Origin of the sequence: Westiellopsis prolifica IICB1 (assembly GCF_004323185.1) — a bacterium.
In the GTDB taxonomy this organism is placed as follows: domain Bacteria; phylum Cyanobacteriota; class Cyanobacteriia; order Cyanobacteriales; family Nostocaceae; genus Pelatocladus; species Pelatocladus prolificus_A.
On the sequence record NZ_NAPS01000001.1, the window covers coordinates 2387933 to 2404230 of the forward strand.

Annotated in this window: 10 protein-coding genes; 5 read left to right on the forward strand and 5 right to left on the reverse strand. The window is 41.4% G+C overall.

Annotated elements, in window-relative coordinates; all coding sequences use genetic code 11:
- Positions 1–34: 34 nt before the first annotated feature.
- Entirely contained in the window at positions 35–1663 is a 1629-nt protein-coding gene (locus tag B4U84_RS10025; RefSeq protein ID WP_131117467.1) for a DUF4335 domain-containing protein, read from the reverse strand.
- Positions 1660–2292 (reverse strand): DUF3038 domain-containing protein, encoded by a 633-nt coding sequence (locus B4U84_RS10030; protein ID WP_026082176.1) that lies wholly within the window; start codon positions 2290–2292, stop codon positions 1660–1662. Before B4U84_RS10030 ends, B4U84_RS10025 begins: the two co-directional genes overlap by 4 nt.
- A gap of 467 nt (positions 2293–2759) precedes the next feature.
- Between B4U84_RS10030 and B4U84_RS10035 the strand changes: the two genes are divergently transcribed.
- The 3 genes from B4U84_RS10035 (at position 2760) to B4U84_RS10045 (ending at position 4901) form a co-directional block, all read left to right on the forward strand.
- The gene (locus B4U84_RS10035) at positions 2760–3278 is read left to right on the forward strand and encodes an adenine phosphoribosyltransferase (protein ID WP_131117470.1); all 519 of its coding nucleotides are present in this window, start codon (positions 2760–2762) and stop codon (positions 3276–3278) included.
- A 128-nt stretch (positions 3279–3406) separates the two neighbouring features.
- On the forward strand, positions 3407–4453 hold the full coding sequence (locus B4U84_RS10040; RefSeq protein ID WP_017313485.1) for an ABC transporter permease: 1047 nt from the start codon (positions 3407–3409) through the stop codon (positions 4451–4453).
- Positions 4454–4622: 169 nt separating this feature from the next.
- On the forward strand, positions 4623–4901 hold the full coding sequence (locus B4U84_RS10045; protein WP_131117473.1) for a hypothetical protein: 279 nt from the start codon (positions 4623–4625) through the stop codon (positions 4899–4901).
- 61 nt (positions 4902–4962) lie between these two features.
- Here B4U84_RS10045 and B4U84_RS10050 read toward each other — a convergent pair whose 3' ends face one another.
- From B4U84_RS10050 to B4U84_RS10060, 3 genes are all read right to left on the reverse strand, one after another.
- Entirely contained in the window at positions 4963–7176 is a 2214-nt protein-coding gene (locus B4U84_RS10050) for a beta-barrel domain-containing protein (RefSeq protein ID WP_131117476.1), read from the reverse strand.
- 153 nt (positions 7177–7329) lie between these two features.
- Entirely contained in the window at positions 7330–10269 is a 2940-nt protein-coding gene (locus B4U84_RS10055; RefSeq protein ID WP_131117479.1) for a peptidase domain-containing ABC transporter, read from the reverse strand.
- 359 nt (positions 10270–10628) lie between these two features.
- Complete coding sequence (locus B4U84_RS10060; protein WP_131117481.1) at positions 10629–11381, reverse strand: peptidylprolyl isomerase; 753 nt, start codon at positions 11379–11381, stop codon at positions 10629–10631.
- 848 nt (positions 11382–12229) lie between these two features.
- On the opposite strand from B4U84_RS10060, the gene B4U84_RS10065 reads away from it, so the two are divergent.
- Positions 12230–14140 (forward strand): right-handed parallel beta-helix repeat-containing protein, encoded by a 1911-nt coding sequence (locus B4U84_RS10065; protein ID WP_131117483.1) that lies wholly within the window; start codon positions 12230–12232, stop codon positions 14138–14140.
- Positions 14141–14345: 205 nt separating this feature from the next.
- Positions 14346–16232 carry a type I secretion C-terminal target domain-containing protein gene (locus B4U84_RS10070; protein ID WP_131117486.1) on the forward strand — a complete coding sequence of 629 codons (1887 nt, stop codon included), beginning with the start codon at positions 14346–14348 and terminating at the stop codon, positions 16230–16232.
- The last annotated feature ends 66 nt before the right edge of the window (positions 16233–16298 follow it).

The following is a 16298-nucleotide window of genomic DNA, read 5'->3' on the forward strand; positions in this document are numbered from 1 at the left end:
CCCGATCCCCAATCCCCGCTCCCCGATCCCCAATTCACTGATACCCTTGCCAAGGTGTAATTTCTAACTTGCCACTCGGCTGAAAGATGACTTGGAAATGAGCCAGGGGTTCTTTGTTAATTGGCACTGATAGATTTGAAGGGTTAGATGACTGGAACATTTGTGGCAGGGGTGTTTCTCGAAAATAATCAAATGCTACTTGGTTGAGTGGTTCATAATCAGTAATAACACCATCTTTGTTGACTGCCACACGATACTTTAAATCGATGCTGTAGCTGGGTTTACCATGCCAATTTTGGCGAATTCCATCATACAGTAGTTGGTTTAACTGTTTGACTTGATTGGCATCAGAAATTTTAGCTCCAATTACATCTGGTTTGGTGGTGTAACCACGCCAAGGACTAACTTGCAGTACGCCATTTCTAGTAAAGACGACTCGATATTGAGCGATTGGTTCGTTGGTAATTGGAGGGCGAACAGCAGGATTGTAAATTAAATTTGGTAGAGGAGTTTGATTTACTGCTTGATTTGCCTCTGGATTGACACTTTTGTAACCAACGATCGCGCCATCTGCTGCTACACCTACACGAAAGACTAAATCCTCCTTCAATCCTTGGCGATTTTTCCAGTTGGGGTGAATTTGGTTATAAACTTGCCGATTTAAGGCACGTAACTGGGACGCATCTGTGATTTCAGGAACACTAGTTAAAAGTGTTTCTAAATCTTGATTAACTACAGATGTTGAATTCGGTGTGGGGTTAGCAACACTTGTAGAAGTGGGTGTAGGGGTAAATTCGGGAGTTGCTGCAATCTGTTCATTAACAGTTGGAGTCGGGCTAAATGCAGGAGTTGCTGCTATTTGTGCATTAACAGTTGGAGTGGGAGTAAATTCGGGAGTTGCTGCTATTTGTGCATTGATACCGGGGGTGGGATTTGTCGCTATTAGTTGATTAACATCTGGTGAAGGAGTAGTAGTCGCTTCTGGATTAGCAGCTGGTGTTGTGGGAGTAACACTTGAGGTGGTTGAGCCAAGTTGTTGCTGTGTAGTTGGTTGTGGTGGAGGAGGAGGTGGTATCATAGCAAAAGCGATCGCCGCAGCTGCCAAACTAGTTACCCCGACACTAGCTGGTACTACCTGCTTAACCAAACCTTCACTACCAGAACCATAACGTCTAGGAACTGGTTGTAATTCTAGCGATAGCTCCGGTAGAGTTTGGGTATCAGCAAAAAATTGATCAACGGCTTCTACCAAATCAAATAACTGTACTGTATTTAAATCTATTTGAACTGGCTGCTTGCCATCATGAACATAATTAGGCTGTAATATTTGGCCATTAGGAATTTCTGAATGTACAATCAATCGATGTCGATTGTACTCAAGCTTCTGCATTTGCACTAATTCAGAATCAAAATTGTGCGCTTGGGGGTGAGAAACACTACTCAAAAATTCTTGAGCATAAGCACTAACAGCTCTCACCAAACTTTCAAAAAATTCCCTACCACCCGATAGTGGTTGACTATAACCTGATAAATAACATTCTGCATTTACCAATATAGATAGCGCTGGGCGCAATTCCTGAAATTGTGCAGCCCTTGTAGCATCACTTAAACCCTCTAGAACTAAGGTGCAATTTGGTAAACTATACTTACGTTGAATATTCATTCCACTTCACCGTCAAAAAGACTAATCCAGAAGCGCTGCATTCCAGCCGTACCTGTACAAAATAGTAATTTACCCAGCAAATCTATAGCCAATTCATCTAATTTTTCATCTGAATTTAATGCCATTACCCCAGAACGGCGTGGATTCATCCGACTTTTAAAATGTGCTCTAAACCGTTCTAGGTAATTAGACAATCGTAAATTTTGTTCGAGTGGAATCTGCTTTTCGTCCAGTTGCTGGTATATCATGAGCAACTGACGAATTACAACTGTCAAGCGCCGTGCTAAGTAGCTAGCAATTACCACTAAGGCTTTAGCTTCCGTAATTGTTAAAGAGCGGCGAATATGCGCTCTTCTGAGGGGATTAGTGCTACGCATTCGCCACAAATTCACCCTGTCTTTAATAATTCCTTTCAATTCCAACTCTTGTGCAAATGACAAAATAGCCTCTGAACTACCAAGTTCTAAAGCTTCAATGGCCAATAAAATCAAGTCTATTTGCACCCTAGTTTTCCGGGGGCAAGAAGAACCCTGTCCTTCAATAGCAGGATCAGGTAGAGTATCCAAAATCATCGGCGGTGACTGGGGAAGAGGGCTGTTATATGGCGTTAAACTAGCGGAGACATTCATTATAAATACCTTGTGCAGCTGCAACAGAGTCGGTAAAACTAATTTAAGATATATAGCCAAATTGGCATGTGTTTGGTTGTGAGTAGGGCATAGTAGCTCGATATATACATTAACTTACCCGTTCTATTTAAAGTTTTCCGCATACACAAAATGCAAGTTTTCCAAGCACAGTTTTTTCTTATAGTTTACTTAGTATCATTTCATTCTTGATAAAGTGTAGTTTTTGGTAATCGCCAATGGCTGGTGTTTGTGAATATTTCCAAGCGTACGACATAATAGTGTACGATTTTTCAGGTATCTGCCCTCACTGCCCGGATGTATTTCTGTCGGCAAAATTGGGGCAACTAGAACCGTAAGAGATAATGGGTAAGGAAAGGTAAATAAATTCCAAGTTCCTTTAACTCTTTACCTTTAACTTTTTCACTAAATTTTCACTCCACCTTCATCTACGCTATCTTTCTTCACTTATGGATCTAAAGTCTCTGATTCGTGATATTCCAGATTTTCCTAAACCCGGAATTATATTTCGGGATATCACCACACTACTGGGCGACCCCCAAGGACTGCGCCACACAATAGACTTGTTTACACAAAGAATTCTAGAAGCCGGACTGAAGGCGGATTACGTTATCGGAATGGAATCACGGGGTTTCATATTTGGCACACCTCTGGCTTATCAATTGGGAGCTGGTTTTATCCCTGTTCGTAAACCGGGCAAATTACCAGCAGCAGTACATTCGATTGAATATGAACTAGAATACGGTACAGATTGCTTGGAAGTACACCAAGATGCTTTGCACCCCCAAAGCCGAGTTTTGATTGTAGACGATTTGATTGCCACAGGTGGAACCGCAGCTGCAACTGCAAAATTAGTAGAAAAAATTGGCTGCGAACTGGTAGGATTTGGGTTTATTATCGAGCTACAAGATTTACAAGGACGTAAAAATCTGCCAAATGTGCCGATTGTCAGCCTTGTTGAATATTAATAAATAGTCAATTGTCATTCGTCAAAAGTCCATTGTCAATTGTTAAAAGTACAGATAATATCAAATTGACCATTGACCATTGACCATTGACCATTGACCATTGACCAATGACAAAGGACAATTGACAAATGACTACCACAAGAATTTCCCCAGAAGCATTTAGGGATGGGCTAGTAAGAATAGTTACTAACGAAACATTTCTTTATGTGATCAAAAGATTATTGCAGGCGCTATTAACTTTGTTTTTGGCGTCGGCTTTGTCGTTTTTTATTATTCAACTTGCTCCTGGGGATTTCTTATCAACGCTACAGCAAAATCCGAAAATCGATCCAGCGAGAATAGAGCAACTCAGGCGACAATTTGGTTTGGATAAGTCATGGCTAGAGCAATTCTTTCTTTGGTTGTGGCGCATTATTACTAGAGGAGATTTTGGCACGAGTTTTGTTTACCAACGTTCTGTAGCATCATTGATTTGGGAGCGAGTTCCAGCAACTTTATTGTTGGCTATTTCTTCTTTAATTGTGACTTGGGCGATCGCTATTCCTTTGGGTATCGTTGCTGCTGTGAAGCAAAATCGCTTTACAGACCGGATTTTACAAGTGGTTAGCTATGCTGGGCAAGGATTTCCCAGTTTCATCACAGCTTTGTTATTGTTAATTTTTGCTCAATTGACTACTCCCATATTTCCCGTGGGTGGAATGACTAGCATTAATCACACCGATTTGACATGGTTTGGTAGAATCCTCGATATCGGCTGGCACATGATTTTACCCACCATCGCCCTGAGTATCACTAGCTTTGCTGGATTACAGCGCATCACTCGTGGTGAATTGCTGGATGTATTACGCCAAGACTACATCCAAACAGCTCGCGCCAAAGGACTACCAGAAAATCGAGTCATTTACGTTCATGCTCTGCGGAACGCCATCAACCCCCTAATTACTTTATTAGGTTTTGAATTGGCGGGTTTGTTAAGTGGTGCATTTATTGCCGAATTTTTCTTTAATTGGCCTGGTTTAGGAAGATTGACTTTGCAAGCAGTGCAGAATCAAGATTTATATTTACTGATGGCAAGTTTAGTAATGGGTGCAGTGCTATTAATAGTTGGTAATTTAATAGCAGATTTATTACTTAAAGCAGCTGATCCTCGGATTCGTTTAGAAAATTTAAATTAATTTTTTGTTATTAGTCATTTGTCCTTTGCCATTTGTAATAAATAGTAACTATTAATCAATGAACAATGACCATTGTACAGACACGTAGACGATCGTAAGAGCGGCTTCAAGGTAAGAGTATCATCGTGTCTACTAATGACCAATAACCAATTACCAATGACGTTTAATTATGTTTTCCGAAATTTATTATTTGGTAAGGTCACAAACTGACGGTCGTTATTTGACAGCCCGTCCCAACCCAGAAGGTGTGAGTTATCTTTTGATGTTTCGCGAACACTCTGATGCTCTGAGCTATCTCAACACCCACGCTGGAGAATTAGCGAATCGTTTTGGTGTAGAATCTATTCCCGGATCGCAGCTCAAAGCTTTGCTCAAACGTTGGGGTTTTGGTGGTGTGGCTGTGGTTTCTGATCCGTTATTACCAAAAATTGAATTTTTACAAATATGAGGGCGAGAAGTTTGTAGTGAGCGCTTGAGCGCTCAAAGAGGACTAAAGTCCTCACTATAAACTAACGAGTATATTTCAAACTTTCTATCTTGCCTAAGAATTTTTCTGTGAAAATACTCATTACAGTCCGTTTACGGACATTAATATTGGCATTTAAAGACATCCCAGATTGGAGAGGTACTTCTTTACCGTTAACGTTGATCGATTGTTTTAATAAGCGAATTTCAGCCGGGAAACGATAGTATGGGGTGTTTTGATCCGGAGGTAAAGCATCAGAACCAACCCGAACTACCTCACCTCGAATATCGCTAAATTCCGTGTAGGGGAAAGAATCAATTCGCACATCAACGGGCATTCCATCTTTCACAAAACCAATATCATTGTTGGTGATAAAAACTTGGGCAACAAGATTTTCTGGTGGCACGATTTTGAGAATAGATTCGCTGGTGTTGTAGACGTAACCAGTACTACGAGGCTTGAGATCAAAAACAATTCCACTAGTTGTAGCTCGGATTTCTTGATATTTTAAAGTCGAAAAAATTTCGCTCATTTGACCGTTAAGTTCTTGGATGCGTTTTTTGTTTTCGACCATCACTTTGGTGAGTTGACTATCAATTTCAGCAATGCGCTTGTCGTTCTCGGCAATTTTGCTGAGTAAATCTTCTTTAGACAAAGCTATTGCATTTTCTAATTTCTTTTGTGATTGTGCGATCGCCAGCCGCAAACGTTGTTCTTCTTGCACAAGGCGGTTCACTTCGGCTCTACTAGCGTCTGCGGTTTGTTGCTTTTCTAGATAAGTTAAGCGAGCAAAGGCTCCTTTTTTCACCAAAGAGTTTAAATTACTGGCTATTTCTAAATTTGTTGCGAGACTACCCCTAGCACTTGTTAATTGGACTTGCACTTGAGTTAACTGCTTGGTTAATTGTTCTACGTCTAACCTTGCTGTTGCAATTCTAGAGTCTCTTTCTGTTTGTCTATTAATAAAACGTTCTCGTACCTCTGGACTCAGATTACGTATTGCTTTATCACCAAGCAATTCTGCACGATAAAGTTCATTTTCTCGTACCAAAGCTACACGGTTTTCTGTGAGTGATGCTAATTCTGGTGATATCTGGAATTCCCTTTTTGTAGAATTCGTTGTCGATGTTCGCATCTGGGTACGATAAAAAATGTTTTCTCGCACTAGGCTAGCTCGAACTTCTTGCAGAGAGTGTAATTTTGCTTGAGCAACTGTCGGGTCAAAACTGACCAAAAGATCGCCTTTTTCGACTCTTTGGCCTTCCTGGACATGAATTTTGTGGATTACTCCCCCCACTGGCGCTTGAATTTCTTTGACTAAACCTTTGGGTTCAAGTTTACCTTGTACGGGAACAGATTCGTCGATTCTCGCTGTACAAGCCCAGACAAACGCAAAACTAGTTACACCAATGATGCTCCAAACAATAGCATGTGACCAAATACGCGATTGTTTTAAAATGACGGGCTGATCAAAGTCATTTATTTCACGAGGTGTCTGGCGAGGTTTCTCACGAGGAATGGTAATTCCTGAACTGAAAATTGCCGAACTTCCTTGTAAAAGCAATTGCCATTGACGCTGAGATTTTGGCAAACGCTTCCAAATAAATACTAATCCCCCGGCTGTGATCAAAAACATGAAACCACCTAGAGGCAAGAAAATAGAGCCTCGACTTGGAGCAGCTTCTAAGTAATTTACATGGTAATTTGTGTTTTGGTTTGTGTTTTGAGTTGTGTTTTGGTTTGTATTTTGAGTTGTGTTTTGGTTTGTATTTTGAGTTGTGTTGTGGCGATCGCTCTGCTCGATAAAATCATCTTTAGAGCTAGTGTTAGTAGTAGTCGTAAACTTGGGTAGGGATGGTTGTAGCGCCTTCCAAGTGGCAGTATCAACAACACCCTCAGCAGCGTTTAATAGTTTCTCTTGCTGAAATTTGATTAGTGCTGCTTGGGTAAGTACACCAAATTTACCATCAATTGCGCCATGATAATATCCTAATTTTTGCAGCTGAGTTTGCAGTTGGAAAACAGCTGTGCCTTGACTACCAACGTTCAAGATCGATTGGTTGATTGACTGATTTGGTGAAAAAGCCACCTCAGTACCTTCAAGTTCACTAACACAATTACTCAAATCAGAGTTTGATTGAGTTGTTGTCTGCTCTTCAAGAATTTGCTCGCAATGATTACTAATTGTTTCAGGAGTATTAGGTGACACTTCCGAACAGTTTGTACAAGCTAGCAGCAACAAAGATGGATCAAGCATGGTTTTTTCTGTGTAAAGGAGGTGTAGAAAGTGGAGAGGTCAGAAGGGAGACAGGGAGGACAAGGGAGACAGGGAGGACAAGGGGGATAGGGAGGACAAGGGAGAATGGGGGACAAACAAAATAACTAATGACAAATGACAAATGACAAATGACTATTCTTCTTGCCCCTGTTGTTGATAGAGACAGTAATATCGTCCTTTCATGGCCATGAGTTCGGCATGAGTTCCTTGTTCAGCGATCGCACCCCGATCCATGATGATGATGATATCGGCGTTTTTGACGGTATTGAGACGGTGGGTGATGAAAAAGACGGTGCGTCCCTCAAAGACTTCCATCAGGTTGCGACAGACTTGTTGTTCTGATTGATAATCTAAAGCGCTGGTGGCTTCATCTAAAATCAGTAGTCGCGGGTTTTGCAAAACAGTACGGGCGATCGCGATTCTTTGGCGTTGTCCACCGGAAAGTGCCGAACCTCTTTCCCCCACAATCGTGTTGTAGCCGTTGGGTAGTGCCATGATGAAATCGTGAGCAGCAGCAGCTTTGGCAGCTGCAATAATTTCTTCGGTAGTTGCTTCTGGGCGAATTAGGGCAATGTTATCTTGAATTGTCCCTTCAAACAACAGGGTATCCTGTAATACCATCCCAATCTGACGACGCAGGGAATTCAACTCTACTTTTTTAATGTCATAACCATCTATCTGGATTTGTCCTGTTAAAGGTTCGTATAGTCTAGGTAACAATTTTGTCATCGTACTTTTACCGGAACCACTTTGTCCGACAATACCGACAAAAGTACCAGGAGCAATATCAAGATTGATATTGAGCAGTTGCAAAGCATCGTCAGGATTGAAACCAAAGGAAACACCTGTGTATTTGACTGAGCCTTCAATTTCTGGTAGTTGGATATTTTGGCGATCGCTTGGTAATACTTCCGGTGGAGTGTCTAAAACATCACCAAGACGTTCAATAGACAATGCTACTTCTTGAAAGTTTTGTGAAAGTTGAATCAGACGTAACAGAGGACTGGTAACATAACCAGCAATGATCCGGAAGGCGATTAATTGACCAAGGGTGAGTTGATTAGAAATAACTAAATGAGCGCCTACCCACAACAACACAAAACTAGAGAATTGATTTAAAAATCCACTGATGGAGTTGGCGGTGCTGGAAGTCTGTACATTCTTGAATCCAGCGCTGATGTAGCGGGTATAGCGATCGCGCCATTGCCAACGGGATTTTAATTCTATATTCTGAGCTTTGACTGTTTGAATGCCGGTGAGTACTTCAACTAAATAAGATTGAGTATCAGCATAGCGTTCGGCTTTTTTCCGTAATTGTCGCTGTACCAAGGGAACCACAAAAGTTGTGAGTAAGCCAAACAATGGTACACAAGCCAAAGCAACCAGTGTCAGCACCCAACTATAAAACAGCATGACAGCGATATAAATCACAGAAAACACCGCATCTAGCACCACAGTCAATGCTGTTCCTGTCAAGAAAGAACGAATATTTTCTAATTCATTAATTCGTCCTGCCAATTCTCCGACGCGGCGACGCTCAAAGTAACTCAAAGGTAATCGCAACAGATGTTCAATAACTTCTGAACCGAGGCGGATATCAATGCGATTGGTAGTATCAGCAAACAGATAGGTACGCAGACTCGTTAAGATTGCCTCAAATACTGCGATCACAAGCAAGAAAATCCCCAAAATATCGAGAGTATCGAGGCTTTTTTGCATCAATACATTATCAATGATGATTTGGGTAATAATTGGGTTGGCTAAACCAAATACTTGCACAAAAAACGAAGCAACCAGAACCTCAATCAATACTAAGCGATATTTGTAGATATAAGGCAAAAACCAACGCAGACTAAATTTTTCTGGACGTTCTTCTTCTGGTTTTTCGATCACCAAGACTTGTCCTGATTGCCCCCAGATGTTACCAAATTCTGCGATCGAATAGTGAGAAATCCCTTTTTCTGGGGCAGCTACAACAATTTCATGTTCTGTGATTTTGTAGAGTAAGGCTAAGTTTTCTTGCCAGTAAATTACTGCTGGCGCACTCAAACGGTTGATCACGTTAACAGGGACTTTGATTAACTGGGCCTGTAAGCCCATCATTTCGACAACAGCCCCTGCTACTTGCAGTGAAATCTGCTTATGAGATTTGAGTTGATTTGTTAAAACTTTACGAATTAAGTCACGGCGAAAAGAACCCCCTAAGATGCGATGTAGCATCTGGAAACATGCCAAGGGAGCATCAATAGTACCTTGCCCTGATACGAATATGGTGTCTGGTGGCGCTATATATTCGACAGCAGGATTAGGTGGGTATTCTGGGGCGGCGGAGATTGCTAGACTGGAAGTATTGTCATTGCGAAGTTTCTCTGTACTAGACTTCCAGGGAACACCAATTAAGCGTATTTCGGTTTCACTGTACCAAATTTTCTGCTGGTTGTGATCTAACTGTAATCGGCTACCAATGCTCATTCCATCGAACATCCCAGCGCTGATGAGCCAAAGGTAGTCATCATTTAATTGCTGCGAATTGAGTTTTCCTGGTGGTGCATTCACAACTGTTGTTTGTTGCCAAACTTGACGCACCAAGTCTTTTAAATCGGTAGTTGCATCTGCTTGTCGTTGGAGTTCTAAACTTAGGAGTTCAAACACTTCTATGATCTGAGGACGCGATCGCACTGTTTGTTTAAACTCTGGTTGTGTAGCCATCAATTCTAGAAATATTGATGCGTCTAGAGTAATAGCTATGACTTCGCTAGAGGCGATCGCTGCTTCGCAACTTACCCCACGTATTAATCCTAGCCAACCCAGGAACTCTCCTGGCTCTACCACTGTCAAACTAATTTGAGACCCTGTACGCTGGTCGTAGCCCAATAGCCGCGCTTGTCCTTGATAAATTACGATTACTTGCGCTGGCATTCTTTCTTTAACTAAAATCCACTGTCCAGTGCGATATTGCAACAGTTGGCATTTCGCTGCAATTGTTTCTAAGGTGGCAAGTGGTAGTTTGGTGAAAGGGGGGGTATCGGCTAAGAATTTTATGATGTCGGTTTGGGTAATAGCTGGCTTCATCTGAATTTCTCCTAGAAACTCCCACAAAACCTTGTGGCTTATCCACCAACTTTTAGACGTCGGTGGGGTTGGGGGAGAAAAAGTTTAATTTTTCTTGTCTCCTTTGCTCACAACCTCACTTACTGTCCCAAATTTCCACAAAGTCGGCTATCTGGGTTGCCCCTAAAACTGAGATAGTGTCATCCAATTTTGGATTTTGGATTACTCTACCTTGAAGCCGCCCAAGGGGCGTCTATGGATTTTGGATTTACCCCACGGACGGGTTCGAGGGCTTGAGGATTTTGGATGCGTGGATTTTCGATTTATTCCCAGGATTTATCCGCTTTCTTGTACCCTGCTCGGAATTATCGGTCAGTAGTTTATGCGGCAGCAGCGTCCACATTATGGTTGGAGGATTGTAGGCGCGTTTGCACTTGTTTTTGTATCCAGTTTTCAAAGAGTTCATCCAATAACTGCTGCTGCATAGGATCATCTAATTGTGCAGGCAGTAATTTTTCTAGGCGAATGATTACAAACCACTCGGCTATGGCCCGTGGTTTCCAAAGTTGACCAGGTTTACTCACAGATAAGATTTGTTGAATGACTGGATGGGGTTGAGACAAGGGAACTGGCCCTAAAATCCCTGCTGTTTGTGCTTCTGGACCTTGGGAATATTTCTCTGCGGCGCTAGCAAAAGGTTGTTCTCCTTCATAAATCCGAAAATACAATTCCTGGGCTAGTCCTTCGTCTTGGGTACGAATTAGAGAATAGACGACTTGATCTAAGTTTCCTTTGCGTTGCATAAAGTAAGACTCTAATTTATTGCCCCACATTGCAAGCTGAAATTTTTTGATCAACACCGGGCGAATAGCCAATTCTTGCATTGCTGCTTCTGTTAGCTGATGCTTTTGCAACCATGCTTGTTTTACCTCTGGTGAGGTAAGTTGGTAACGCTGGTAAAAGCTGTTAATTGCTGCTTGTTTCTCGAATTCTGTGCAATTGAAACAAGCGATCGCCTCATCTATAACTTTGGCGCGTAATACCTGCGGCAACAATTGATAACGATGTAGCAAAGACATTAACTGATCTGCCTGAAGTACTTCGTTACCCACTTGCAAGGTTTGTATCGTCATAATTTCTAGCTTGCGCGATCGGTTTTCTAATGTTTGAAAATCTATTTAAACATCTCACTGTCGTGAGAGGACACAAAAGTCAATCTACAAATAGATAGACCCTGTCTCTCATTGGATATACATCAAGTTCTGAGTTGTATCAGGAATTTTTTTTATAAGACTTTGTCAATTTTTTATCTAGGCGATCACTAAACTTCACCAAAACATTAGATTGTATACTGTTTTGCGATTTTTTTGACAAAGGCTAATTATTTTTTTTACAGTAAAAACTTTTTTGAAAAATTTTTTTTGGTTAACAAAAATACTTAAGCAAGTCATTTTCGTTGCACAAATGAACGAATAGATCAAAAGCAAAGCATAGCAATTTACTAAAAATGGCTAAATTATGTCAAATTTAAATATACTTTTGTATACTTAAAATACTTGTATAAAGTTTAATTTTAGTACTTTGTGACAGTCTTTCAACTGTCACAATAAAAGCCTGAAAAAAGCTACAGTAGCTTTTATTCTGAATGAGTGTGAATGAGTGAACGATTTCGTAGTCATCGCTTTTTGTCGTAGTCGCAACAATCTCGTGAGTTCAACCATCCTGCACCGAAACTGATTTTAGGCGTACATACCTTTTCTGGTTCAAGAATTGCTTCAAAAATTGCATTAGTCACTTGTTGTAAATACACCTGCGTAAATACAAATGACTAATCACAAAACAAATGGATTACCAGATTCTACGTAGTCAAAGCAACAGTAGTTGCTAAATATTCTCATTTCAATTCTGTTGATCTTTTTCGCGTAGGTATCCCAGGGAATCTACCATTTGGCGTTAATTAGGCGTGAATTAAAGGATTATTATGGCAAATACTCAAGACACAAACCTAAGTGGGGTTTATGACTGGTCTAGCCAATCATCATTTTTGGATCACTTCAAGACCGCTAGTGACTTGATACCTCAAAATTCCCAAATAGGGGAAAAACCACAAGGAATTCAACTCAATCTAGATGAAAAAGGCTGGGTCAAATCCATACCCAACTCAGGAGTAAGTGCTTGGCAGGATCAAGGCTTAGGTACGAAAGGTAACTGGTTAGATGCTAGTCAAGGAAACAACCAATTTTCTCAGACAGAAGATGGACAGTTCCTAAGCAACAATAGCAATCAAACCCTCAGTGGTGACAATCAAGACGTTCTAACTGGAATCAAAGACAACGGTGTAAAGGATTTCAGCAATTCTACTGGTCAATCCTTAATACAGCCTAATTCTGATACTCAATCAGAAACTACAACTTCAGATGTTCTAGGTACGAGTATTGACTTTAGCAAATCTACCCAAAAACCGACTGTTCTAGCAGCAACTACAGACTCTCAGAATGTCTACTACGTTGCACCTGATGGCAGTGATGATAATCCAGGCACAATTGATCAACCCTGGAAAACTGTGAACCGTGCGGTGAGTGAAAGTTCTCCTGTCAAAGGAGGTGACACCATTCTGGTTCAACCCGGAACCTACACAGAACTCATCACCCTTGGTAAATCTGGTGATAGTCAGTTAGGTGACATCACGCTTAAAGCGAATGGTGATGTGACTCTGCGTGACCCTGACCCCAATAATGGCTTTTTCCGGGAAGGAGTGATTCAGTCAGCAGGCAAAGGTAATTGGGTAATTGATGGCTTCCGAATTGAGAACACATCCTGGGCGGGAATTTCTTTGCGTGATGCCTACAACATGACCGTGCAGAATAACCACACTTACGAAACAGGTGCCTCTGGTATCATCGTCATGCCTGATACCTACTACAACGGTGGGGAAGCCGAGGTAACTAGTAAAAATATCAAGGTACTCAACAACACTGTTGAACGAGCTAGCTGGATTTGGAAGGGTAACGCTTCCAAGGAAGGCAATATCAACGATGGTTTTGACTTGACAACTGGAACACAGGAATCATTGAGTATCTGGGGTGTTGATGGTTTCGAGGTGGCTAATAACATTGTTAAAGAAGGCAACCGCGAAGGTATTGACGTCAAAACTGGTTCCCGCAATGGTTCTGTCCACCACAATACTGTGACTAATCAAGCCTTAGTTAGTGGTACACCCGATGGTTACACTGGTGGTCCTGGCCTCTATATTGAAGGCAACCGTGCTGATATGTTCAACATTGATGTTTACAACAATGTTGTTGCCAATAACACTGCTGGTGGACTTGTGATTACAGATGAAGTTCCCAATCAAGGGGATGTATCTGGTATCCGTGTCTACAACAACATTGTTTATGGCAATGGTAAGGACGGGGTAAATAGTGGTCAAGGAATTGGTGTCAGCAGTAATGTTAGTGATGTTCAAATCGTTAACAATACGGTTAATGGCAATGTTCAAGGTCTCTTGATAGATGGCTCTGATAACTATGGCGGTTATCGACCTCGTGACATTCTAGTTCGCAACAATATCTTCGCTGATAGTAGTTATCGTAATGGGTTCATTGAAGATATCGATAACGTGACCTTAGATAACAACTTATTCACGAATAAGTTTCCAAACATCTATGAAACCGGCAATGGAGTGAATAACTTGAAAGCTGAGAATAACACTCAGGCTGATTCGATTGGATTTGCTGATTTAAATGCCAAGAATTTCCAACTCACTGCAAATTCGCCAGCAATTGATACTGGTTCCGCAGCAATTGGTGAATACGCAAAGCTGGATTACGACGGTAAACAACGTGGTCAAGGTAAAGGTACTGATATAGGTGCTTATGAATTCCAGTCTTAGGTAATAGAGTCATAGGGGAATGGCACTAAGATAAGCGAAAACCTTGACGCTTGGGTAGGTGTAAGGGAAAGAACTAGGCTGGCAATCTGCTGTACAAGTAAAGTTTCGGTAGTAAGCTTCTCCCCTACACCCTCACACCCCTAAACCCAGTCACTGCACCCACATTCCAGGGAATCTACCATTTGGTGTTCATTAAAGGATAGTCATGGCGAATAATCTAGGCACAAACCTAAGTGGAGTTTCTTACTGGTCTAGCCAATTACCATTCTTGGATCACTTCAAAACGACTAGTAACTGGATGCCTCAAAATTTCAAAACAGGGGAAAAACCACAAGGAATTCAACTGAATCTAGATGAAAATGGCTGGGTAAAATCCTTACCGAAATCAGGAGAGAGTAATTATGACAGCGTTCAAACTCTCGTCAATCTCATCTCCCCCACACCAGGAGTCAAAGAAAATTATCCTAGTGGTAAATACGTTGTTTTGTACGACGGTGAAGGCAAGCTAGAGTATGGAGCAGATGCCAAACTAGATACAGCTGCTTCTAAACCTGGTCGTGATGTTATTGATGTCACACCTTCGAGCAAAGGTATGTCTATATGGCTGACCGAAACAGATCCTAAAGGTACAGGAAATTATCTTCGCAACATTAGTCTTGTACCGGAAGCCGAGGAAAAAAACTACAAGACTCAGGTATTTAATCCTACCTTTGTCAATAAAACTGACAATTTTTCTACCCTCCGGTTTATGGATTGGATGGGTACTAACAACTCTCAACAAGGTGATTGGAAAAATCGACCGACAGTTGATAGTTATAATTACATTTACCCTAATAAGGGTGTGCCTGTAGAAGTTATGGTTGATTTGGCTAATCGAACCGGGGCTAATCCTTGGTTCAATATGCCTCATCAAGCATCGGATGAGTACATTGCCAACTTTGCCAAAGTTGTCAAAGAAAAGCTCAACCCCAACTTAAAAGTTTATGTAGAATATTCCAACGAAGTGTGGAATGGTGCTTTTGGTCAATATCAATGGGCGCAAGAGCAAGGGCAAAAGCTGGGTGGTGACTGGACAGACTGGCACAGTCGCCGAACAGAAGAGATGGGTGATATTTGGGATAAAGCTTTTGGACAAGATAGCAATCGAGTAGTCACAGTACTGGGCGCTCAGAATGGTAACTTACAGTTGACTGATCAACTGATGCAGAAGGTCAAGTCTTATGATCCAAACTCTACAGTAGATGCGATCGCCATCGCTCCTTACCTGGGGATATTTGTGACTCCAGATAAACAAGATTGGACAACCGCAGAAGCAGAAGTAGAAAGCTGGACAAAAGAATCAGATGGAGGTTTGAACAAAACCTTTGACTACTTGAACAAAACAGTACTACCCAAACAGCTAGACAACATTAGCAAACACTCAGAACAGGCTAATAAATATGGTCTTGATTTAGTTGGCTATGAAGGTGGACAGCATCTTACAGGTCTTAACGGATCAGAAAATAATGACGCTATCACGGACTTATTCATCAAGGCTAACCGTGATCAACGCATGGGTCAGTTGTATAAAGAATATCTCCAAGGTTGGGATCAGCTAACTAACGGTAGTGAAATGGTGATTTACAATGACATCACCACACCGACGAAATGGGGTGCTTGGGGTGCGTTAGAACACGTCGATCAATCTACCTCTCCGAAATGGGAAGCCGAGCAAGACTTTATAAAGAGTAAAGCAGAAGTCAAGGGATATAGGCACGATCGCCTTGATAATGGTGATGGTATCGATATCCTGCTTGGTGATGCTGGAGGCGATCGCTTGATCTATGAAGATTTGCAAAATCAAGGTAATACCATTACCGATTTTGACACAAATCAAGATGCGATCGACTGGCGTCAAATTATGTCTGATTCAGCTTACACAAGCCCAAATCAATTTTCTGACTACCTAGAATTCAAACAAGTTGGTGCTGATACAGGCGTTCGCCTAGACATAGATGGAAATCAACAATCCGGCGGTTTCGAGAATTTCAACATGTTGTCAAACGTTGATGCATCAAGCTTAAAACCCAATAACTTTGCTCTCAGTTCGTAGAGATCTCCTTCAAAGCATAGTTTTCTTTGTGTCTTTGTGTCTTAGTGGTTAAATACAGATTCATTT